General features: G+C 72.5%; 18 protein-coding genes. 11 read left to right on the top strand and 7 right to left on the bottom strand.

Going from position 1 to position 22,631, the window contains the following annotated elements:
• Window positions 1-18 precede the first annotated feature (18 nt).
• Both EDF55_RS15760 and EDF55_RS15765 read left to right on the top strand, forming a co-directional pair.
• Window positions 19-1,596 (top strand): phospholipase D-like domain-containing protein, encoded by a 1,578-nt coding sequence (locus EDF55_RS15760; RefSeq protein WP_123655889.1) that lies wholly within the window; start codon window positions 19-21, stop codon window positions 1,594-1,596.
• Window positions 1,597-1,598: 2 nt separating this feature from the next.
• Entirely contained in the window at window positions 1,599-2,111 is a 513-nt protein-coding gene (locus tag EDF55_RS15765) for a GNAT family N-acetyltransferase (protein WP_123655890.1), read from the top strand.
• Window positions 2,112-2,122: 11 nt separating this feature from the next.
• On the opposite strand, the gene EDF55_RS15770 is transcribed toward EDF55_RS15765, so the two are convergent.
• The 4 genes from EDF55_RS15770 to EDF55_RS15785 all read right to left on the bottom strand — a co-directional run bounded on the left by EDF55_RS15770 (window position 2,123) and on the right by EDF55_RS15785 (window position 7,245).
• Complete coding sequence (locus EDF55_RS15770; protein ID WP_123655891.1) at window positions 2,123-3,094, bottom strand: GlxA family transcriptional regulator; 972 nt, start codon at window positions 3,092-3,094, stop codon at window positions 2,123-2,125.
• On the bottom strand, window positions 3,084-4,256 hold the full coding sequence (locus EDF55_RS15775) for an MFS transporter (protein WP_123655892.1): 1,173 nt from the start codon (window positions 4,254-4,256) through the stop codon (window positions 3,084-3,086). Before EDF55_RS15775 ends, EDF55_RS15770 begins: the two co-directional genes overlap by 11 nt.
• A gap of 86 nt (window positions 4,257-4,342) precedes the next feature.
• Window positions 4,343-5,926, bottom strand: a complete 1,584-nt coding sequence (locus EDF55_RS15780; RefSeq protein ID WP_123655893.1) for an MFS transporter — start codon at window positions 5,924-5,926, stop codon at window positions 4,343-4,345.
• Window positions 5,927-6,030: 104 nt separating this feature from the next.
• The gene (locus EDF55_RS15785; protein WP_123655894.1) at window positions 6,031-7,245 is read right to left on the bottom strand and encodes a YbfB/YjiJ family MFS transporter; all 1,215 of its coding nucleotides are present in this window, start codon (window positions 7,243-7,245) and stop codon (window positions 6,031-6,033) included.
• A gap of 116 nt (window positions 7,246-7,361) precedes the next feature.
• Between EDF55_RS15785 and EDF55_RS15790 the strand changes: the two genes are divergently transcribed.
• The 4 genes from EDF55_RS15790 (at window position 7,362) to EDF55_RS15805 (ending at window position 9,899) form a co-directional block, all read left to right on the top strand.
• Window positions 7,362-8,225 carry a LysR family transcriptional regulator gene (locus EDF55_RS15790; RefSeq protein WP_221180768.1) on the top strand — a complete coding sequence of 288 codons (864 nt, stop codon included), beginning with the start codon at window positions 7,362-7,364 and terminating at the stop codon, window positions 8,223-8,225.
• 33 nt (window positions 8,226-8,258) lie between these two features.
• A complete protein-coding gene (locus tag EDF55_RS15795; protein WP_123655896.1) occupies window positions 8,259-8,840 on the top strand; it encodes a TetR/AcrR family transcriptional regulator in 582 nt (193 codons plus the stop codon).
• Between the two features lie 79 nt (window positions 8,841-8,919).
• Complete coding sequence (locus EDF55_RS15800; protein WP_123655897.1) at window positions 8,920-9,609, top strand: type 1 glutamine amidotransferase domain-containing protein; 690 nt, start codon at window positions 8,920-8,922, stop codon at window positions 9,607-9,609.
• The gene (locus tag EDF55_RS15805; RefSeq protein WP_123655898.1) at window positions 9,606-9,899 is read left to right on the top strand and encodes a DUF1330 domain-containing protein; all 294 of its coding nucleotides are present in this window, start codon (window positions 9,606-9,608) and stop codon (window positions 9,897-9,899) included. The genes EDF55_RS15800 and EDF55_RS15805 overlap by 4 nt, the downstream gene beginning before the upstream one ends.
• Before the next feature lie 191 nt (window positions 9,900-10,090).
• Here the strand turns inward: EDF55_RS15805 and EDF55_RS15810 are convergent, their stop codons facing one another.
• Complete coding sequence (locus tag EDF55_RS15810; protein WP_123655899.1) at window positions 10,091-11,287, bottom strand: ScyD/ScyE family protein; 1,197 nt, start codon at window positions 11,285-11,287, stop codon at window positions 10,091-10,093.
• A 379-nt stretch (window positions 11,288-11,666) separates the two neighbouring features.
• Here EDF55_RS15810 and EDF55_RS15815 point away from each other — a divergent pair, with 379 nt between their 5' ends.
• The 5 genes from EDF55_RS15815 (at window position 11,667) to EDF55_RS15835 (ending at window position 18,610) form a co-directional block, all read left to right on the top strand.
• The gene (locus EDF55_RS15815; protein WP_123655900.1) at window positions 11,667-12,728 is read left to right on the top strand and encodes a LacI family DNA-binding transcriptional regulator; all 1,062 of its coding nucleotides are present in this window, start codon (window positions 11,667-11,669) and stop codon (window positions 12,726-12,728) included.
• A gap of 79 nt (window positions 12,729-12,807) precedes the next feature.
• Window positions 12,808-14,475: an FAD-dependent oxidoreductase gene (locus tag EDF55_RS15820; RefSeq protein WP_123655901.1), complete on the top strand. Its 1,668-nt coding sequence runs from the start codon at window positions 12,808-12,810 to the stop codon at window positions 14,473-14,475.
• A 32-nt stretch (window positions 14,476-14,507) separates the two neighbouring features.
• On the top strand, window positions 14,508-16,649 hold the full coding sequence (locus tag EDF55_RS15825) for a hydantoinase/oxoprolinase family protein (protein ID WP_123655902.1): 2,142 nt from the start codon (window positions 14,508-14,510) through the stop codon (window positions 16,647-16,649).
• Window positions 16,646-17,314, top strand: a complete 669-nt coding sequence (locus EDF55_RS15830) for a hypothetical protein (RefSeq protein WP_123655903.1) — start codon at window positions 16,646-16,648, stop codon at window positions 17,312-17,314. The genes EDF55_RS15825 and EDF55_RS15830 overlap by 4 nt, the downstream gene beginning before the upstream one ends.
• Before the next feature lie 3 nt (window positions 17,315-17,317).
• Complete coding sequence (locus EDF55_RS15835; protein WP_123655904.1) at window positions 17,318-18,610, top strand: transporter; 1,293 nt, start codon at window positions 17,318-17,320, stop codon at window positions 18,608-18,610.
• 73 nt (window positions 18,611-18,683) lie between these two features.
• Here the strand turns inward: EDF55_RS15835 and EDF55_RS15840 are convergent, their stop codons facing one another.
• Together EDF55_RS15840 and EDF55_RS19185 are read right to left on the bottom strand one after the other, a co-directional pair.
• A complete protein-coding gene (locus EDF55_RS15840) occupies window positions 18,684-19,511 on the bottom strand; it encodes an HtaA domain-containing protein (protein WP_185017456.1) in 828 nt (275 codons plus the stop codon).
• Window positions 19,504-22,578 carry an HtaA domain-containing protein gene (locus tag EDF55_RS19185; protein ID WP_123655906.1) on the bottom strand — a complete coding sequence of 1,025 codons (3,075 nt, stop codon included), beginning with the start codon at window positions 22,576-22,578 and terminating at the stop codon, window positions 19,504-19,506. The genes EDF55_RS15840 and EDF55_RS19185 overlap by 8 nt, the downstream gene beginning before the upstream one ends.
• Window positions 22,579-22,631 lie beyond the last annotated feature (53 nt).

Raw genomic sequence — 22,631 nt, forward strand, 5'->3', positions numbered from 1 at the left:
AGGGCCTAGTGTTCGAACGTGCGCACCGAACCACGTCACTGGTTCCTCGCCCGCGACGAACGCGGCAACCTCGCCACGGACGTCCATGCCGGCGGGGCCGACGCGCTGCCCTGGTCCGAGGGCAACCTCGTCCGGCCACTGGTCCACGGGGCCCCGTACTTCGAACGCATCCACGCGGAGCTCGCGGCGCTCGCGCCCGGTGACCGTGTCTGGTTCACCGACTGGCGGGGCGACGCCGACGAACGGCTGCTGCCCGACGGCCCCACGATCGGCGACCTGCTCGCCGACCGCGCGCGAGCGGGCGTGGAGGTCCGCGGCCTGATCTGGCGCTCCCACGGCGAACGCGTGTCCGCGTCGCTCAGCGCCCGCGCGAACGAGCTGCTCGGCCGGAAGATCAACGACGCCGGCGGCGAGGTGCTGCTCGACCAGCGCGTCCGCGTGTTCGGGTCGCACCACCAGAAGTTCTTCGTCATCCAGCACCGCGACGACCCCTCGCGCGACGTGGCGTTCGTCGGCGGGATCGACCTGTGCCACAGCCGTCGCGACGACGCAGCGCACCAGGGCGATCCGCAACCCGTGTCGATCGACGCCCGGTACGGCAAGCGGCCGGCATGGCACGACGCGTCGATGGAGCTGCGTGGGCCGGTGGTCGCCGACGTCCTGGCGGTCTTCGCCGAACGCTGGGACGACCCGACCCCGCTCGACCGGAGCCTGCCGTACCGGATGCTCCTGCAGCGCCTCACCCGGATGCCGCGTCGCCCGGAACCCCTGCCGGAGCGGACTCCCCCGCCGCCGCCCGCCGGGGACCACGCCGTGCAGCTGCTCCGGACCTACGGGGTGAAGCGACCGCCGTTCCCGTTCGCGCCGGATGGCGAGCGGAGCATCGCGCGAGCGTACGGCAAGGCGTTCAAGGCCGCGGAGTCGCTGATCTACATCGAGGACCAGTACCTCTGGTCGAAGGAGATCGCGACCGGCATCGCCGAGGCCCTCGAACAGAACCGCGACCTCCGCGTGATCGTGCTCGTCCCGCGGTACCCGAACTCCGACGGGGTGCTCGGCGGCCCACCGGCGCGGTTCGGCCAGATCGAGGCGATGCGCACGCTCCGCCGGACGGCAGCGGACCGTGTCGGCGTCTTCGACCTGGAGCACGAGTCCGGGCGGCCGATCTACATCCACGCGAAGGTGTGCGTCGTCGACGACCAGTGGTCCACCATCGGGTCGGACAACTTCAACCGCCGGTCGTGGACGTCCGACAGTGAACTGACGTGCGCAGTCGTCGACACCTCGCCCGGTGACGGGTCGATGGCTCGGGACCTCCGGCGCCAGCTGTGGGCCGAGCACCTGGCGACCACGCCCGACGACGAACGCTTCGACGGGTCGGGCGTGGAGCTCCTCGCGCTGTGGCGGTCGACGGCGCGCGCACTCGACGACTGGCAGGAGGACGGGCAGCCAGGACCCCGACCGCCGGGACGCATCCGCCACCACGAGCCCGAGCCCGTGTCCGCCTTCCAGCGGCTGTGGGCGCGCCCCGCGGCGGCGTTGGTCGCGGACCCGGACGGGCGCCCGCGCGGCCTCCGCGGGACGAGCCGGTTCTGACGGTGGAGACCCTCGAGATCGAGCGGCTGCGGCTGCGGCCCTGGCGGGTCGAGGACGCCCCGTTCCACCGTCGGCTCTGGGCCGAACGGGATCCGCGCGTCCCCGCGCACCGACGTCTGACACCCGACGGGCACCCGACCGTCACCGAGCTCGAGGACTGGGTCCGCCGCGACGAGCACCTGCCGACACCCGGCTTGCTCGTGGTGGAGCGCACGGACACCGACGAGGCCATCGGGTACTGCGGACTCGTCCCGAACAGCGTCGGCCGACCCGAGGAGCCCGAGCTGGCGTACGAGTTCCTCCAGCGCTCCTGGCACCACGGGTACGCGACCGAAGCCGCCGGCGCGGTCGTCGCCCAGGCGCGGCGGATCGGGTACGGGCACCTCGCCTCCACCGTGCGGGAGTGGAACACCGCGTCGCTCCGGGTACTCGAGAAGCTGGGCTTCGTCGACACCGGCGAGCGGGAGGAGGACGCCGTGCACGGGGCGTCGCTGCTGCTGCGGACGACGCTCTGACGACCGTTCGGTCACTCCTGGAACGTCGCGCGGTAGGCGGTCGGTGAGGTCCCGATGATCGCGCCGAAGTGCCGGCGGAGGTTCGTGTCCGAGCGCAACCCGGTGGCCTCGGCGATCCGGGTGACGCTGAGGTCGGTGCGCTCGAGGAGCTCGCGCGCGTGGTCGATGCGGGCACGGAGCACCCACTGCATCGGGGTGATGCCGGTGTCCGCGGTGAAGCGCCGCGAGAACGTCCGGGGTGAGACGTTCGCGCGGCGCGCGAGCGTCGTGAGCGTCAGGTCGTCCTGCAGGTGGTCGAGCGCCCAGGCGCGGGTGGCCGCGAAGACGTCGCCGAGGGGTTCCGGGATGCTGCGGGGGACGTACTGCGCCTGACCGCCGCTCCGGTACGGGGCGCTGACGAGTCGTCGTGCCACGTGGTTCGCGAGCCCGACGCCGTGGTCACGGCGGATGAGGTGGAGGCAGAGGTCGAGGCCGCTCGCGGCTCCGGCGCTCGTGAGGACGTCGCCAGCGTCGACGAAGAGCACGTTCTCGTCGACGTCGACCGCCGGGTACCGCTCACGGAGCACGTGCGTGTAGTGCCAGTGCGTCGTCGCACGACGGCCGTCGAGCAGTCCGGCGGCGGCGAGCGTGAAGGCGCCCGTCGAGATGGCGGCGATCCGGGCACCACGCTCGTGGGCCGTACGCAGCGCGGCGATCACCGCGGGCGGCGTGGTGGTGTCAGCGGGGTTCCGGAACCCGGGGACGAGCACGGTGTCCGCCCACGCGAGGGTCTCGAGGTCGTGGCCCACGGCGTAGGCGAGCCCGTTCCACCCGTCGACGGTGCCGGCCTGTTCCCCGCAGACCCGGACCTCGTACGGCATGCTCGGCCGCTTCGCGAAGACGTGCGCGGCGATCCCGACGTCGAGCGCCTTCGCGCCGTCCAGCACGAGCACGGCCACGCGGTGGTCGCGGACGGAGTTCACGGTGGCGAACCTAGCGCGCATCGAGCACCGGCCGGGACCGCGACGCGACGGCGGTCGCCACCACCAGGACGACCAGGACGACGCCGGCCGCTGCCGCGTACACGGCGCGGTACGGGTCCGGGAAGCCCCCGAGCCCGGCGATGAGCAGCCCCGCCAGGACCGCGCCGACGCGACGGGTGTTCGTGAAGAGCCCGGACGCGAGCCCAGGGCTCGGGAAGACGTCCTGGAAGACGGTCAGCCCGACACCGGCGACCGAGGCGAAGAACCAGGCGTTCAGCGGCTGCAGGGCCAGCAGCTGCCACGGCTCGTGGACCAGCGTCGCGAGTCCGTAGTAGACGGCACCGCACGCGCACCCGACGGCGAGCAACGTCCGGGCGGGGACACGCTCGTGGAGCCGCCCCATGACCAGCAGCGCGGGGATCTCGACCAGGGCGGCGGCGCCGAGCACGATCCCCGCCCACACGATCGGCGCGCCGAGGTCCCGGGCGACGAACAGGGTCGCGACGGTGACCGTGGCGATGTTCGTGGCCTGCAACAGCGTGAAGGCGGACACGACCGACCACCGTGACCATCCCCGCAACTGCGCGAGCAGGCTCGGACGGACCGCCTGGTCCTGCTCGGGCACGGGCCCGCGGCGGCGCAGCAGGAGCAGGGCGGTGACGACGTTGACGATGCTGATGCCGGCGAGCAGCAGCAGCGCGGCAGGGGTCCCGGCGAGGCCCGTGCTGAGCGTCGCGAGCGGCGGGCCGACCACCCAGGCGAACGACACGATGGCGCGCGTGCGGATGACCCGGGCCGGCGGTGCACCCTCGTGCCGGAGCTGCGCGAACAACAGGGTCGATCCGACGCCGGGCGGGCCGCCGAGCACCACGAGCGCGATCACCAGGACGGGGAGCGAGGTCGTGAGGGCGAGTGCGGCGACGAAGCCTGCTCCGGCGAGCGCGCAGAACAGCAGCGGGCGGAGGTAGTCGCGGGTCCGGTCCGCCGTCGCGGGGATCACCAGCGACGCGACGAACCCGCCGACGTTGTAGCAGCCGAGCACCCAGCCGACCTCGGTCGGCGTCGCGCCGGCGAGCGTCACGAGGAGGACGGCGAGCAGCGGGTTCAGGACCGCGAACTGGAGCGCCCAGAACCACGCGGCGGCGGGCCAGAGCAGGCGGCCCGGTGGGGGTTCTCGTTCCATGCAGCCAACCCAACTGCCCCCACGCGCAGCTCACCAGCAGCAGCCAGGACGGCGGTCGTACAGATCGCGCCAACCGGGTCCACCGCTCAGATCGACGCCTCGGTCCCCCGCACCTTCCCGACCACCACGTCGACGATGCCCGCCAGCAGCGCCGCGGCGACGAAGCCGAGCGAGACACCGAGCCCGAGCGGCAGCCCGTCGGAGTAGTCCCCACGCGACGTCGCCAGCGCCGAGTAGAACACGCTGCCGACCGCCGCGATGCCGATCGCCGACCCGACTCGCGCGCCGACCTGGATGAGCCCGCCCGCCGAGCCGCCCTGCTCGACCGGCACCTCGGACAGGGTGAGGGTCTGGTTCGGCGAGATGGTCAGCCCGGAGCCGATGCCCGCCACGAGCAGCGGCGCCACGAGCCACCACCCGAGGTCGGACCGGAAGTGGTTCGCGACGACCCAGATGACGCCGCCCAGTCCGATGAGCACGAGGACGGTCCCCACGACGATGAGCTGCCGTCCGAAGCGGTGCACGACCCGCCCGCCGACGGTCGACGCGATCCCGGACCCGATCGCGAACGGGACGGAGGCCAGTCCCGCCAGCAGTGCGGAGTAGTGCAGCCCCGACTGCAACGCCAGCGTCAGGACGAAGAACAGCGGGGTGAACCCGGCGAAGTACAGGGTCGCGAGACCGACGCCGAGTGAGAACGACCGGCGCCGGAACAACCCGAGGTCGATGACCGGCTCCTTCGTCCGCTGGTACCGCCGCTCCCACAGCACGAAGCACGCACCGAACACGACGGCGACGACGACGAGCCACCACTTCGCGCCGCCTTTCCACTCCTGCGACTGCACGAACGGCAGGAGCAGGGCCACCACGGCAGCTCCGAGCAGGGCGATGCCCACCGGGTCGAAGTCGTGCTTCCGGCCGCGTTCGGTCCGGGCTGCGGCCGGCAGGAAGCGGAAGGCCAGGAGGATCGTGACGAGTCCCACGGGCAGGTTCACGAAGAAGACGAACCGCCACCCGTTCTCGGTCCCGAACGCGGTGATGAGCAGTCCGCCGACGAGCGGACCGATCGCGGTCGCGATCCCCACGGTCGCCCCGAACAGCCCGAACGCGGTGCCACGCTCCTTGCCGCGGAAGAGCTGCTGGATGAGCGCGGTGACCTGCGGGGTGAGCAGCCCGCCGGCGAGACCCTGCACGAGCCGCGCGATCACCAGCACGAGACCGTTCGGCGCGAATCCGCAGAGCGCGCTCGCGAGGGTGAAGAGCCCGACGCCGATGACGAACATGCGTCGGCGGCCGGAGGCGTCGCCGAGCCGCCCGCCGGGGACGAGCAGCAGGCCGAAGGACAGCGCGTAGCCGGAGAGGATCCACTGCACGGCCTCGGGCGAGGCGCCGGGGAGTCCGCTCGAGATCGACTGGAGCGCGACGTTGACGATCGACACGTCGAGGAGCACGATGCCGCCGCCGAGCAGGCAGACGACGAGGGCCTTCCAGCGGTTCGGGTCCGGTTGGTCGCCGGCGTCCACCGGGGAGCGGTCCGGCTGGTTGCCGGCGTCCTCCGCTTGGCGGTCCGGCTCGGACGGCGCGTCGGTACGTGCCGCGTGGTGTGCAGAGTGGTGCTCGACGGCGGGGTCGGCGTCGGGCTCGGCGGGTTTGCGGTGTTCGGCTGCCATGACGCTGTCACGCTAGGCTCGGCGCCTGTCCGGTCGGGGTACAGGCGCCGGAGCTTGGACGAGACCCGTGGCTGACCACGAGTGCAGCGCGGACGCTGCCGAGCTCAGCGAGCCGAGCGCGACGGCTCGACCGCGGTGCCGACGCGGTGCGGGAAGTGGAACCGCACGGCGAGTCCGGCGAGCGCAGCGGCAGCGATGATCGCACCACCGAGCAGCAGCGGACCGGCGTAGCCGCCGACCAGCAGCGGTCGGGACAGCACCGGGCCGAGGATCTGCCCGACGGCGTACCCGGTGGTCAGGAGCGCCACGGCCCGCGGGACCTGGAAGTGGGCGCCGAGGGCGAGTGCGAGCGAGCTGATGCCGACGAAGGTGCCACCGAAGAGCGCGGCCGAGACCAGGGCACTGGCGCTCCCGGGCAGCACGCCGGTCAGGGCCACGCCGACGGCCTGCACACCGAGTGCGACGGTGAGGAGCGTCGGTCGGCTCCACCGGCGGCCGAGCGCGGTCCAGAGCGCGGCCCCGGGCATCGCCGCCAGGCCGACGACGACCCATGCTCCGTCCCCGGTCCACGCGGGGCCGCTCTGCCCGATCGCCGCGACGAGGAACGTCCCGGCGATGATGTAGCCGATGCCCTCGAAGCCGTAGCTGATCACGAGCGCGGCGAACCGGTGCCCCGTCGGCGGCAGCGCGTCACCGTCGGACGTCCGTCCCTCGGCTGTGGCCACCGCGGGTGGCAAACCCCACGCGACGACGGTGAGGAGCGCCGCGAGCCCCGCTGCGATGAACCACGCCGTCTGCCAGGTGGACGTCGCCCGCACGACCAGGACGACGATGCCGGAGAGCGCGATGCCGGTGCCGATGCCGCCGAACCCCCAGCCGACGAAGTGCGGTCCGACCGCTCGCAGGCGGGAGATCATCGCCGAGGTGGCGGCGATGAACACCAACGCGCTGGTGAGTCCGGCGACGAACCGGAGCACCGACCACCACGCCACGTCCGACACCGCGGGCATGAGTGCGAGCGTCGCCACGGTGAGGAGCATCGCGACCCGCATCACCCGCTGGGACCGGACGAGGACCGGGATGCCGATCCCGAGCAGCGCTCCGAGCAGGTACCCGACGTAGTTGACCGTGGCGAGGCCTGCGCCGTCGCTGACGGACAGCCCGGCCTGGGTCTGCATGAGCGGCAGGATCGGCGTGAAGACGAACCGGGCGATGCCGGTGCTCGCTGCCAGGGCAGCAGCCCCCTGGAGGGCGATCACCCCGGGCGAGCCGACGCGCAGCGACGGGAGGGCGATGGTGTGGGTGGCGGTGATGGCCATGGTGTTCCCGTCGGTCGGTGGTCCGGTCTCGCAGCGTTCCCGGCTGCAGCAGTGACGCTACGAGCGGCCGAGCGGGAGCGGAATTGCCGGAGACGGCGGACTTATGCTTGGCGGTCATGGACGTCGAACTGCGCCACCTGCGGGCGTTCCTGATGGTCGGCCGGCACCTGTCCTTCACCCGTGCGGCGGAGCAGCTGTTCGTGACGCAACCGGCCCTGACCCGGACGATCAAGCAGCTCGAGGACCTCCTCGAGACACGGCTCCTCGACCGGGACACCCGGCGTGTGGGGCTGACGGAAGCGGGCGCGCGGTTCTTCGAGCAGGCGCAGTCGGCGGTCGCGGCCGTCGACCGGGCCGTGTCGTCGGTGGTGGCGCCGACCCCGCTGCGCCTGGCCTTCACCTGGCTGCTGCCGACACCATGGGCGCAGGACGCCATCGCGGAGTACGAGCGGATGGGCGAGGGGTCGGTGTCGCTCATCCGGACCGATGAACCCGTCGACGCGCTCCTCCGTGGGGACGTCGACGTCGCGGTCCTCCGGGAACCTCGTGCCGTCCCGGAGCAGGTCCGCGTGGTCCCGCTCTTCCACGAGGAGCGGGTGCTGATCTGCTCGGCAGGGTCCGGCATCTCGGTCGACCGCCCCATCCCGTGGGGCGATCTCCGGCACCACCCGTTCGTGTTCAACGCCGTCACCGGGACGGTCGGGCCGTGGTCATGGGCCGACGGCGACGGTCCGACCACGTTCGTGGAGACGGCCAACTACGACGAGTGGCTGGAGTCGATCGCCGCGGGCCGGGGTGTGAGCGCGGTGGCGGCCATCGCGGCGCAGCGCACCATCCACCCTGCGATCCGGTTCGTGCCGTTCGCGGATGCTCCGCCGAGCTCGGTGTCGATCGCGTTCGTCCCGGGTGACCGCGACCCGGTCAAGCGCCGGTTCGTGGGCGCCGCCACCGCTGTCCTCGCCTCGACGGAGCAGCGATAACCAATCGGTCTACTAGTGTGCTACGGTCATGCCATGCCCACCGAGACCGACTCCCGCCAGGCCATCCTGGACGCCGGACAGCGCACCATCGCCCACAAGGGCTGGGCGGCGGTCGGCCTGAACGAGCTCCTCACCGAAGCCGGCGTTCCGCGGGGGTCCTTCTACTACTACTTCAAGTCCAAGGACGTCTTCGGTGAAGCGATGATGCAGGAGTACTTCCGCGAGTACCTCGCCGACATGGACGAGATCTTCGAGCGGCGGGACCTCCCCGCGGCCGATCGACTGCTGCGGTACTGGCAGCAGTGGCGGGAGACGCAGAGCCTCGACGATTGCCAGGGCAAGTGCCTCGCGGTCAAGCTCGGCGCCGAGGTGTCCGACCTCTCCGAACCGATGCGCATCGCCCTCAAGGACGGCACGACCGCGATCATCGAACGCATCACCCGGATGATCACCGCGGGACAGGCGGACGGCTCACTCGCCGCGGACATCGATGCCGAGAGCACCGCGCAGACGCTCTACGACCTCTGGCTGGGCGCGAGCGTGATGGCGAAGATCCACCGCGACACTGCCGCGATGGACAACGCGTACGGCATCACCACGCAGATCCTGCACTGACCAACTGACTCCCCCGGTTCACCGGGGTCCAGCTCCACCTCCAGATAACTGACCGGTCTACTAACGAAGGACGACTCCCATGAAGATCCTGATGGTCCTCACCTCGCACGACGAACTCGGCACCACCGGCCGCAAGACCGGCTTCTGGCTCGAGGAACTCGCCGCGCCCTACTACCGCTTCGTCGAGGCAGGCGCCGAGATCGTCCTCGCCTCCCCGAAGGGTGGCCAGCCCCCACTGGACCCGGTGAGCAATGCGCCGGCCAACCAGACCGACCACACTCGCCGCTTCGAGCAGGACGCCGTCGCGACCCGAGCGCTCGCACACACCGTCCGTCTGGACAGCGTGGACCTGGCCGACTTCGACACGGTCTTCTACCCGGGCGGGCACGGACCGCTCTGGGACCTCGCCGAGGACCAGGACTCCGTGACCCTGATCCAGGACACCCTCCGTGCGGGCAAGCCGATCGCGCTGGTCTGCCACGCACCCGGCGTCCTCCGTCACGTCACGAACGAGGACGGCACCCCGCTCGTGCAGGGCCGCCGTGTCACCGGGTTCACCAACTCGGAGGAGGAGGGCGTCGGCCTGACCGACATCGTGCCCTTCCTGGTGGAGGACGAGCTCGTCCGTCTCGGCGGCGACTACAGCAAGATCGGCGACTGGCAGTCCTACGTGGTCGAGGACGGCCTGCTCATCACCGGCCAGAACCCGGCGTCGTCCGCGTCCGCCGCGGACGCGCTGCTCGCGAAGCTCGGGGCGCTGACCGCATGAGCGCCTACGTCGTGATGATCCGGGAGTCGCTCCGCGACCAGGACGAGTTCGCCACGTACACGACCGCCGCTCGAGCTGCCCGCGCCGGGCACCCGATCACGCCGGTGATCGGGTACGGCGAGGTCACCACGCTGGAAGGAGCTCCCGTCGACGGCATCCTCGTCAACGAGTTCCCGACCGTGCAGGACGCCCTCGACTGGTACCACAGCCCGGCGTACCAGGCCGCGCTGCCGCACCGGCACGCCGCCGCCGACTACCGGGTGCTCATCGTTCCGGGCGTCGAGCGCTGACCCGGGTCACGGCGCCGCTGCACAACCGACAGCAGCCCGAACCACGCAAGTCCGTGGTTCGGGCTGTTCTCTGTTGTGGGGAACGGCACGGAGCGTGTCCGGGTGAGCAGGGACGTCACGCGACCACGTTCCGGACGGGAGGCCCGGTGCCCGCCGGCACCGGGCCTCCCGTCCCGCAGTGGGCCAGCCGACTACTGCCGGCCGCGCTCGCCGTCGTCACCCCAGCGCTGGTGGTGCGCCCGATCCGTCACGCTCCACCGCACCAGCTGACCGATCGCCTGCGGCGCTCCGTCCGCATCCGGGACGAACACGGAGGTCGTCCCGTAGAGGACGCCGTTCCGCAACTCGATCGCACCCGGCGACGTGACGGCGATCCGTTGCGTCACCCGGCCGCTCCACGGCGAGACCACCGAGACCTGACCGGTCCCGGCCGCTCCGCCGAACAGCTCGGCGACGAGGACGGTCCCGGACCGCTGGTCGACGGCGAGGTCCGTCGCACCGACGAAGCCCGTCGCGACCCGCTGCACCGCGCCGTTCGACGGGGTGACCCGGTACACGCTGCCGCGGGCGCCGAGGCTGGCGTCCTCCGGCCCACCGGGCAGGGTCGACACGTAGAGCGCGCCGTCCGGTCCGCTCTCCACGTCGGTCGGGACCGGCTCGAACGAGTACGGGTACCCGACCGAGCAGGCGGGCAGACCGGCCTCCGCGGCGAGCGCCGCGGTCACCGTGACCGGAGGCTGCGCCGGCAGCACCGCGACGGTCGACACCCGGCCGTCGTAGCCCACGCGGACGATGTCGTTCCCGCCGGCGTCCGCGACGTAGACACCGTCACGGAGCGCGAGCGAGGCGTACGGGTGCGAGTCGACGATCCCCCGGTAGGTGGCCGGACCGGCCTGCCCGGCCGGGTCGACCTGTGCGGCGCACGCCGCCGGCAGGCCACGGAAGCCGTAGCGGTTGACACGGTCGGGGTTCCGCGACGCCTCGTACGCGTGCAGGTCGGCCAGCTGGACGGCGGCGCTGCCGGCTCGGAGCGCCATCAACTTCGCGACGCCGTTCGGCTGGTCGTTCTCGGCGTAGTAGACGGTGTCGCGGCGCGAGGACACGGCACCGATCTCGAGGCCGGGCGTCGCGGAGGCGAGCGTCGTGCTGGTCCCGCCGGGGCTGACCCGGTTGAGCTGGCCCGCGAAGTTCTGCGACACGACGGCGTTGCCCTGCCGGTCGATGTCGAGGCTGAGGGGCGTGACGAGACCGCTCGCGAGCGTGGTCGGGGCACTGAAGCCGAGGGCGGGAGCGTCGCCGTGGCGGCCCCCTGCCTGGGCTGGCGCGGCGATCGCGACGGACGCCAGGGCGGCCGCGGCGATCGCGCTGCAGAGCAGCACTTTCTTCATGGAGAGTTCCTTCTGTCGGGTTCCGCATCGGAACGACAGGGTCGGGCACGGGTCGGGCTGAGGTACGGGACCGGGCACCGCGCCTGTGCGGCGGCCCTGTCACGTCCGGCTCGGCAGAGCCCCGTCGACGGCTGAAACCTACGACCGTCGCCCGTGCCTGCGTGTCCGTTCAGGACGCCTTGCGGTCTTCCGCGCAACTTCGGCGGCATCGCGCATCGTCCGCCCGTTCCCCTTGCGCTCTGGCGCGCCGACCGGGGTGCGGTGCAGCCGATGATGCCTTTTCGGAAAGTTCTCCTGCTCATACGTATGAATGACGAGAATCGCGTACGGTCATCCGTATTACCTCACTGACGAGGTCCACAGCCCCGGAGCAGCCCCCATGCCAGCACCCCACGCACGCGTCACCCAGCGCATGATCGCCGACATCGCCGGCGTGAGTCAGTCGACCGTGTCGCTGGTGCTCAACGGCAAGGCGGACGAGACCCGGCGGATCCCGGCAGCGACCCGGGACCGCGTGCTCGACGTCATCCGCGAGACCACCTACGTCGCGAACCCGGTGGCCCGGAGCCTGGTCGGTGCGACCAACGACCTGATCGGCGTCTTCACGTACGAGCCGGCGTTCCCGAACCGCTCGTCGGACTTCTACACGCCGCTGCTCACCGGCATCGAGAGCGCCGCGGAGCAGGTCACAGCGGACCTGCTCGTGTTCACGAGCACCCCCGTCGTGAACGGCAGGCGGCGGCTCTTCCACGAGTCCAACCGCCTCCGGCTCGCGGACGGCTGCATCCTGCTCGGCCGCGAGATGGACGCCGACGAGCTCGAACGGCTGCTGGACACGGACTACCCGTTCGTGGCGATCGGCCGTCGCGATGCGGCCGGCGGACGGGTGCCCTACATCGGCGTGGACTACGCCGCCGCCACACGGGCGCTCGTCCAGCGCGCGCTCGACCTCGGCCACACGCGGTTCGGTCTGCTGCGCCTGGCTCTCGGCGCCGAGTCGTCCCGCGACCGGCACACCGGCATCGTCGACGCGCTCACCGGAGCTGGGCTCGACACGGCGGACGCGCTGGTCGAGACCACGGTGACCGACCACCGGACGGTCGCCGATGCGTGGGAGGCGATCCGGGCCTCCAGTCCGACCGTCGTCCTCGTCGAGGACCCGGACGACGGCGAGGAACTGCTCGACCTGCTCGCCGCCACCGGCCACGACGTCCCCGCCGACCTCTCCGTGATCGTGCTCGGCGAGCACACCCGCCACCGTGACCGAGGGACCGACGCCACGCGGCTCAGCGCACCGCGCACCGAACTCGGCGCACGCGCCGTCGCCGCGCTCACCGAGCGCATCGCCGCCGCGCAACGCGGCGACGCGCCGCCTCCGGTGCAGGAGCTGCTCGCGTGCACGCTCGTCGCCGGGACCACGCTCGGACCGCCACCGCGCTGACCCGACCGACCGCACCCCCGCACGCTCCCCAACCGCCCCCCACGTCCCCACGTCCCCATCCGTCAGGAGTCGCTCCACCATGCCCGGAACCACCCCAACCACGACCGGCGACACCGCCGTCGACCTCATCAGCACGGACGTCGTCATCGTCGGCGGCGGCCTCGGCGGTGTCGCCGCCGCGATCGCCGTGTGCCGCGCCGGCCGCCGCGCCGTCCTCACCGAGGAGACGGACTGGCTCGGCGGACAGCTGACCAGCCAGGCCGTGCCGCCGGACGAGCACCCGTGGGTCGAGCAGTTCGGCGTCACCCGGAGCTACCGGGCACTGCGGGACGGCATCCGCGACCACTACCGCCGCGTCTACCCGCTCCGCGCCGAGGCGGCCGCGCTCCCCGACCTGAACCCCGGCGCCGGCCGCGTGAGCAAGCTCTGCCACGAGCCGCGCGTCGCCCTCGCGGTGATCGAGGAGATGCTCCAGCCGTACCGCACCGCCGGACTCCTGACGGTCCTGCTCGACCACCGTCCGGTCACCGCGACGACGGACGGGGACCGCGTCACGGGCGTCACGGTCGAGCGTGCGGACGGCCGCCGGACCGAGCTGCGCGGCACGTTCGTGCTCGACGCCACCGAGACGGGTGAGGTCCTGCCGCTCGCCGGGGTCGAGCACGTCGTCGGCGCCGAGTCGCGCGACGAGCACGGCGAGCCGCACGCGCCGGAGGTCGCGGACCCGGCGAACCAGCAAGGCATCACGTTCTGCTTCGCCGTGTCGCACCACGAGGGCGAGGACCACACGATCGAGCGCCCCGAGATGTACGACTTCTGGCGCGCGTACCAGCCGGACTTCTGGCCGGCGCCGCTCATCGGGTTCCTCGCGCCCGATCCCCGCACGCTCGAGGCGCACCCGCGGACCTTCGAGCCGAACCCGGACACCGACCCCCTCGCCGTCAGCGCCGACCAGAGCGCCGACGCGGGCGACAAGGAACTCTGGGGATTCCGGCGGATCGTCGCACGGAAGCTCTTCACCGAGGGGGCGTTCGAGTCGGACATCTGCCTCGTGAACTGGCCACTCAACGACTACTGGCTGAAGCCGGTGATCGGCACCTCGGGCGACGCCGATGCCGACGCCGAGACCACGAGGCAGGCGCTGCACGAGGCACGACAGCTCTCGCTCTCGGTCCTGTACTGGCTGCAGACCGAAGCACCCCGGCCGGACGGCGGCGCGGGCTTCCCCGGGCTCCGACTGCGCGGCGACGTCACCGGCAGCGAGGACGGCCTGGCCAAGGCCGCCTACATCCGCGAGTCCCGGCGGATCCGCGCGGTGACGACCATCGTCGAGCAGGACGTCTCCGCCGAGGTCGTGGGGGTGACCGGCCGGACGCGCTACCGCGACTCGGTCGGCGTCGGCAGCTACCGCCTGGACCTGCACCCGTCGACCGGTGGCGACAACTACGTCGACATCGCGAGCGTCCCGTTCGAGATCCCCCTCGGCGCCCTCGTCCCCCAGCGCGTCACGAACCTGCTGCCGGCGGGCAAGGACATCGGCACCACCCACATCACCAACGGCTGCTACCGACTGCACCCGGTCGAGTGGAACGTCGGCGAGGTCGCCGGCGCACTCGCCGCGCACTGCATCGCAACCGGCTCCACCCCGCAGGCCGTCCAGGCCGACGACTCCCGGTTCGCCACCTTCGCCGCAGATCTCGACCGCGACGGGGTCGAACGGCGCTGGCCCGCGGTCCAGGGCTACTGACACTCCCTCCTCACCCGAAAGGTCACAACGACGTGAAACCCAACGCACTGCGCATCGGCATCGACGTCGGTGGCACGTTCACCGACGCGGTCGCCATCGACGCCGCCACCCTGCAGCTCATCGGCCAGGCCAAGGTCCCGACCAGCCACGACCACCCCGACGGCGTCGCCCACGGCATCGTCGAGGCGCTGCACCAGCTCCTCGAACGGATCGGCCGCTCCGCCGAGGACGTCGTGTTCCTGGCGCACGGCACCACCCAGGCGACGAACGCCCTGCTCGAGGGCGACGTCGACCCGGTCGGCCTCATCGGCGTCGGGACCGGGCCGGCCGGGTTCTTCGCGAAGCGGCTCCGGCGGCTCGCGAAGATCGAGATCGCGGACGGCAAGAAGCTCCCCGTCGCGTACGAGCACGTGCCCCGCGCCGACGACGACCGGCACGTCGACGGGGTCCTCGACCGCTTCGAGCAGGCGGGCATCCGCTCGGTCGTCGTCACCGAACCGTTCTCCGTCGACGACCCCGTCGGTGAGGAACGCATCACCGAACGGGCGCGCGACCGCGGGTTCCTCGTGACCGCGACCCACGACATCAGCTCGCTCTACGGGCTCAGCAAGCGGACGCGGACCGCCGTGCTCAACGCAGTCATCCTGCCGCGGATGTTCGCGACGGCGGACCTGGTGCAGTCGAGCATCGACGCGGCCGGGATCACCGCACCGCTGATGGTGATGCGGTGCGACGGCGGCGTGATGTCGCTCGACGAGATGCGCCGCCGCCCGCTGCTCACCGTGCTGTCCGGCCCGGCGGCAGGCGTCGCCGGGGCACTCATGCAGGAGAAGCTCTCCGACGGCGTCTTCCTCGAGACCGGCGGGACCTCCACCGACATCTCGGTCATCCGCCGCGGCAAGGTCGCGGTGCAGTACACCGAGTTCGGTGGCAGCTCGACGTACCTGTCGGCGCTCGACGTCCGCACCGTCGGCGTCGGCGGCGGATCCATGGTCCGCATCCGGACGGGAGGCTCGGCGCAGGTCACGCACGTCGGCCCGCGCAGCGCGCACATCGCGGGGCTCCCCTACGCGTGCTTCGCGACGCTCGCCGACCTGGACGGCGCCACGCTGTCCACGGTCGCGCCGGTCGACGGGGACCCGGCCGACCACGTCGTCGTCGACGCCGCCGGTGGCCGCTTCGCGATCACGATGACGTGCGCGGCCAACGCCATCGGCCTGGTGCCGGAGTCCGACTACGCGCACGCCGACCGGGCGGTCGCACGTGCCGCCCTGGCGCCGCTCGCGAACGCGCTCGGCACGGACGTCGACGGTGCCGCACGCGCCGTCCTCGACGCCGGGGTCGCCCCGGTCCGCGCGGTCGTCGAACGCATGGTCGAGGACTACCGGATCCCCGAGGAGACCGTGCAGCTCGTCGGCGGTGGCGGCGGTGCGGCCTCGGTCACGCCACACACCGGCGAGCGCTCGGGCAACGCCTGGCGGATCGCGGACCACAGCGAGGTGATCAGCCCCATCGGCGTCGCGCTCGCACTCATCCGCGAGCAGGTCGAGCGGGTGATCCCCGGCGCGACCGACGAGCAGATCCTCGCCGTCCGCCGCGAGGCCGAGCAGGCGGTGATCAAGCAGGGTGCCGCTCCGGCGGAGGTGTCGGTCGACGTCACCGTCGACCCGCAGTCGAACACCGTCCGCGCCGTCGCCACGGGAGCCACCGAGCTCCGCACGCAGGACCGCACGGCCCGGCTCACCGAGGACGACCTCCGCGCAGTCGCCGCCGGCAGCCTCGGCGTCGACGCACGGGCTCTGACGGTCCTCGCATCGACCGACAGCCACGTCGTGTTCGGCGCACCCGAGGAGCGCCGCTTCCTCCGGAAGCCGAAGCACCCCGTGCGGGTGCTCGACCGCGACGGAGTGATCCGCTTCGCGTCGAGCGACGCCCGGGTGGACCAGACCACGGCGGGTGCCGGTGCCGAGGCCATTCCCCGGCTCATCAGCGAGCACACCTCCTACGGCGACGGGGGATCCCGTGCACCAGCGCTTCAGCTGCTCGTCGGGCCGCGGATCGCCGACCTGTCCGGGGTGCTCGACGAGTCGCAGCTCGTGTCGCTCGCGCGCACCGAGGTCGAGGGGCACGACCGGGCCGAGTCGCTCGTGGCCGTGCTCGAGGTCCGGTCGTGACCGTCGTGGACGTCGTGGCGGAGGCCGCGGCGTTGCGCGCGCTCGAGGACGTGGACGACGCCGAGCTCGGCGCACGGCTGCTCCGTGGCGTACCGACGAACGAGTCCCGCAGCGACGAGGAGCTGCTGCGGCACGCGACACGGGCGACCGCGTTCGGCGCCGAGCTGGCGGGCCCGGCGCCGGGCGGTTCGGCCTCGTCGGCCGGTTCGGCCTCGTCGGCCGGTTCGCCCTCGCCGGAGATCGTCGAGCACGAGGGCGGCCTCGAGGCTGCGCTGCTCGCCCAGTACGACGCCCGCCACCACCGGATCGACCTGTTCACCGACACCATCGCGTTCTGCGAGCAGCTCGTCGACGACCTCGGATGGCGACACCTCTTCCCCGTCGGCACCGTCCGTGCCGCCGCCGTCGAGCACGAGCGTGCGCACCACCTCGTCACAGCCGACCGGTCCCGTGACCTGCGTGCGGCGCTCGACCACGAGGTGTTCCGCCTCGGCCGGTTCCGGCGCCTGGCGTACATCGCCGGCGCGGACGAGGTGGCCGCCCACGCGTTCGCCACCAGGAGCCTCGGACTCACCCGGTCCCCGCTCCTCCTCACCGCAGCGGCAACGGCCGCGATCCGGACGCGCAACGACGCGCGATCCGCTTCGAACCCCAAGGAGAACTGACCAATGGGCATCGCAATCATCGTCATCATGGCGATCGGGGTCGCCCTGATCCTCACCGGCAAACTCCCCACCGCGTTCGCCCTCGTGCTGCTCGCGGTGGCGATCGCCCTCGCCGGCGGCGCCTCGTTCGTCGGCGCAGAGAACAGCGTGCTGACCACGGTGATCCAGAACGGCGCGATCACCCTGGCGTCCACGATGGTGGCCATCCTGCTCGGCTCCTGGCTCGGCTCGCTGATGCGGGACACCGCGATCGCGTCGACCCTGGTCCGCAAGACGGTCGAGTTCGGCGGCGACCGTCCCGTCGTGATCGCCCTCGGAGTGCTCGTCATCTCCGCGCTCTGCGGCGCGGTCACCGGTTCCGCCCCCGCCGCCCTGCTCGCCGGGGTCATCGGGATCCCCGCGATGATCGCGGTCGGTGTCCCGAAGGTCACCGCGGCCGGGACCATCCTGATGGGCATCGGCGCCGGCGTGCCGTTCGAGCTGCCGGTCTGGCAGTTCTTCTCAACCGCCCTGCACCTCCCCATCCCGCAGGTGCGGTCGTTCATGATCCTGCTGTTCCCGTTCGCCGCCGCAGCCGCGGTCGCCTACGTGATCATCGAGACCCGTCGCCGCGGCACCGTGCACGCCTGGTCGCTCGCGGCCCCTGCCGACGGCACCCGTGTCGTCACGAGCCGCCGTCGACGCCTGGGCGACGCGCCGTGGTTCGCGCTGCTGACCCCGCTCGTCCCGATCGTCCTGGCACTCGTCCTGCAGGTGCCGATCATCCCGTCGCTGCTCGCAGGCGTGCTGTTCGCCGTCGTCACGACGACCCGACCGGGGCTCTGGGGAACCACGATGCTGCGGTCGCTCTACGACGGGTTCAAGGTCGCCGCCCCGCCGATCACGCTGTTCATCGCGATCGGCATGCTCCTCGCCGCCGTGGGGCTGCCGGGATCCGTGGCCGCGCTCCGGCCGATCGTCGAGGCCGTCGCCCCGACGAACATCTGGCTCTACGTCATCGTGTTCTCGGTGCTCGTCCCCCTGTGCCTGTACCGCGGGCCGCTCAACATCTTCGGGCTCGGGGCGGGGATCGCCGGTGCGATGACCGCGATCGGCTTCTACTCGCCGATGGCCGTCCTCGGGCTGATGACCTCGTACAACCAGGTCTTCGGCGTCGCCGACCCCACGAGCACCCAGACCGTGTGGGCGTCCCAGTACGCGGGGGTCTCGCCGCAGGCCGTGATGGTCCGGGTGCTGCCGTACGTCTGGGTCGTGGCGATCGCGGGCATCGTCCTGTCGGCGGTCAAGTATTTCTGACGACGGGCACTCGAAGGGCCCCGGCCCCGCGCACTCGCTGTGCCGACGACGTGCCCGCGGGCGGCCGATCCGGTCAGGGTGACGGATCGGCCGCTCGCCGCCGGCGCACGACGACGAACGCGGTCGCACCGGCCGCCGCCGCGCTTGCCGCCGCTCCGATCCCGATACCGAGCGCGGTCCCGGCTCCCCCCGGTCCGTGATCTGTCGAGGCGGCCGCCGGGCTCACCGTCGACGTGGGAGCCACGACGGCGGGCACGGGTGTCGCGGACGGCGTCGGGGTGGGATCGGCGCAGCTGACCGGGATCGATGCGGACACCGGGTCGAGCGCGGTGCCCGCGGGGTAGGTGCCGAACGCCGTCGCCCCCTCCTGCGTGAGGGTGGCGGCAGCCGCGTCGAGCACGACGGTCCCCGCGGCCGGGTCGACGGGGTGTGCGGTGAGGTCGAGCGTCGCGAACGGCACGTCGAGTTCGTCGATCGCAGCACCGTCCTGGGTGGTACCGCGGACGTCGAGGTGCAGCATCGCCGAGGTCGGTCCGGTGACCTCGATCGTGGGGTCGGCGATCATCGTGTCGAGGATCCCGCCGTGCCCCGTGAAGCGCACGGACCCCGTCCACCCGACGGTGCCCGCACCGGAGACGTCGGTGGTGCCCGAGCCGCCGGACCACCCGAACGACGGCGTCGTGTAGGTGGCGCCGTCGGCCGTCGTCCAGCTCCCCTTCGCGATGGATCCGCTGATGTACGACCGGAACGACTCCTTGAAGCCCCAGGTCAGGGTGGCTTCGGCGACCGTGCAGCCTGGAGTCGTCGTCGCTGCGGACGCCGAGGACACCCCGAGGGCCGGGACGGCCGCGGCGAGCGCCACGACCGTCCCGGCCAGCCCGAGCGTCAGGGCATCACGCACCGGCAACCGCCGCCGTGTCGCGGAGGTGACGGCGCCGACGCGCGACCAGCATCGCGATGCCGAGGGCGAGGAGCACAGCGGCGACGCCGGCCGGACCGGAGACGTCGGTGCCGGTGAACGCCAACTTCGGGTCGGTGGTGCCGTCGCAGGCCGTCGCACCGCCGGTCGGCAGGCTGAACGACACGGGGTCGAGCGCGGTGCCGGCGGAGTAGAAGCCGGAGAACGCACTCGCTCCGGTGGCGGTCAGCGTGGCGGGGACCCCCTGCCAGCTCGTGCCGCTCCGCGTGCCGCCGTCGAGGTCGAGCGTCGCGATCGCGGCCTGCGCCAGACGCACGTCCGCTCCGCCGTCGAGCGCCGTGCTCGTGACGTCCGCGACGAGGGTCGCGGTGCCCGGGCCGGAGAGCCGCACCGTCGGGTTGCTGAGGGTGACGTCCATCAGGCCGTTGTGCCCGGTGAACTCGACACCGCCCGTCCAGCCCACGCGCCCGGTGGTCGCCGCGGTGTTGAGCGCACCGGTGCCGCCGGACCAGGTCCAGCCGCCGCCGGTCGCGCTGACCCCGTGCAGGGCGATGGCCCCCTTGGCGATCGAGCCGGTCGTGTAGTTCCGGAAGCTCTCCTTGAAGCCCCAGGTGAGGGAGGCACCAGACACCGTGTTCGCGGTGCACGTCGCGCCGGCCGCGACGTTCGAGCCCGCTGCACCCGTGCCGGCCTCGGTGTCGCCGGCAGCGGGGACCTCGACGACCGGCGTGGTCGGGTCGGTCGTGCCGGGGTCGGCAACGGCCGCGTCGTACCCGAAGGAGACGGGGTCGATCGCCTGACCGCGGTACTGCACCCAGCCGTCGGGTCCGAGCGTGTCGGAGAAGTTCCCGGCGACGTCCGTCCAGGTGTTCTGTGCCGCGGCCACCCGGAGCAGCTGCGCGGACGTCCTGGTGGTCGTGCCCGTCCCGAGGTCCGCGACGGTGACCCGCGCCGTGTCGCCGAGCCCGGCGGTGTCCGAGGTGGAGACCGCGGCGGTCAGTGTGGAGGCACCGGAGGCGTCGGTCACGATCCACGGGTCACGCAGGGCGATGTCGAAGCCGTGCGCCGCGCTGACGAAGTCGACAGCCCCGGAGTAGCGGATCGTCCCGATTCCCGTGGCCGGGTCGAAGTCGCCGCCCTCGGCCTGCGGGAACACGAAGCGGTCACCGGAGATCGTCGCGCCATCGGACACCGTGGTGGTGCCGTGCGCGATGGTGGCGAGGTAGGAGCGCCACGAGCTCTTGAACCCCCAGGCGAGGTTGCCGGAGAGCGACGCGTCGCCGTCGCCGGCACCAGGGAGGCCAGGGTCGGTGCCGGGCTGCTCGGGGTCGGTGCCGGGCTGCTCGGGGTCGGTACCGGGCTCGGAGGACGCGCCGGTCCAGCTGACCTCGACGGGCGACGGCGCCTTCTCCGCGTTCTTCGTCGCGGTCGCGGTGCCGTGGTAGAAGGCACGGACGGCGCTCGGGACGCGCATCACGAACGCGTTGGACCAGGCGTCGGTACGGGTCGTGTCCCACGTGCCCGCTGCGGTCGTGCCGTCGAAGGCGAGCGGAGCCGACAGCGTGCCGTCCGCGGTGAGGTCGGGCAGCGATGCACCGGCGACCCGCGCGACGACCGTCCGGACCGGGGCGTCGTCGTTGTCGGTCGACGTGCCGCTCCGGACGCCGGCGCTCCACGCACCGGTCCCGTCGGCGGCGATCGACAGGGTCGGGTCGACGAGCTCGACCCACTGCCCCGCGGTGGGGAAGTACGCGGTGTAGGCGGCGACACGGATCGCGCCGGTGAACGCGACCGTGGCGCACGAGGTGTCGACCGACGCCACACCGTTCGAGAGCACGAAGTCCTGACCGTCCACCGCGACGTCGTCGCCGGTCGCGGTCTTGGTCCACTCGCTGCTGTACGCCGACCAGTCCCACGTGGCGGAGACGCCGTCGACCGTCGTGGCGCCGGAGCCCGTCGTGCAGGTGGTCGGCTCGGAGACGTCGACGACGCCGTAGCTCGCCGCGGCTCCGCCACGGCCGGACAGGACGCCCGAGGACGCGGCGTACGTGGTGTCGCCCGCGTACGCGGCGGAGAGCGAGTGTCCACCGGCGCCGAGCGCGCCGGTCCAGGCGGCCGTGCCGTCGGTGCCCAGCGGGACGGTGCCCAGGGTGGTGGGCGAGGCGCTGCCGGCCGGGGTGTCGGTGAAGGTGACGGATCCCGTCGGGGAAGCCGTGCCTCCCGTCACGGTCGCGGTCACGGTGGTCGGCGTGCCGGCGGTGACCGGCGCTGCCGGCCCCGCGGTCACGGTGGTGGTGCTGGTCTCGGCGCCCGGAGTCGGCGTGCTGCCGCCGTCGCCGGGCGTGTCGTCGCCGTCGCCCGGCTCCTCCGTCACGAGTTCGCGGTCGACGGTGATCGTCACGGGGTCGAGCGCGCTGCCGACCGCCCGCTGCTTCGGAACGGTGTCGCTCGCGGATGCGAACCGTGCGAAGACCTGCGCGCCCTGGTCGGTGATCGCCGCCGGGGCCGCCGTCCAGGTCACGGTGTCGTCCGTCGAGGACCGCTGTGCCGCGCCGAGGTCGATGGTGGCGAACGTCCGCTCCGCCTTCGCCGTGGTCGGCAACGCGGGGTCGAGGTCGTGCGACGATCCCGCGGTGACGGCGGAGAGCGTCGCGGTGTCGCCGTCGATGCTGACCGTCGGGGACTCGATGTACACGTAGTTGCCCGCGCTCACGCCGACCTGCTGTGCGCCGGTCATGTACCCGATGCGCACCGCACCGGAGAACCGCAGGGTGCCCGTCCCGGTCGCGTCGTCGTAGCCGCTGCCGTCACCGGCGGCCAGCGGCCAGCTGGCCGTCGCCCCGTCGAACGCCGCCGGAGCGGTGGCGTTCCGGTAGTTCGCGAAGATCGTGCTGTACGAGGTGTCGATGCCCCAGCTGAGCGATCCTGCCGTCGCGGGCGACTCCGCTGCCGTCGCGGGCGCTGCGCCGGTCAGCGCAGCACCTCCTGCGACGAGCGCTGCGAGTGCCATGGCGACGACGGACCGCGTTCGGGTGCGCGTCGTGATCACGGGGTCGTTGCTCCTGGTTCGTCCGCCGGCACTGCCGGCTGCTTGCCGCCGGC

Origin of the sequence: Curtobacterium sp. ZW137 (assembly GCF_003762905.1) — a bacterium.
Classification (GTDB): domain Bacteria; phylum Actinomycetota; class Actinomycetes; order Actinomycetales; family Microbacteriaceae; genus Curtobacterium.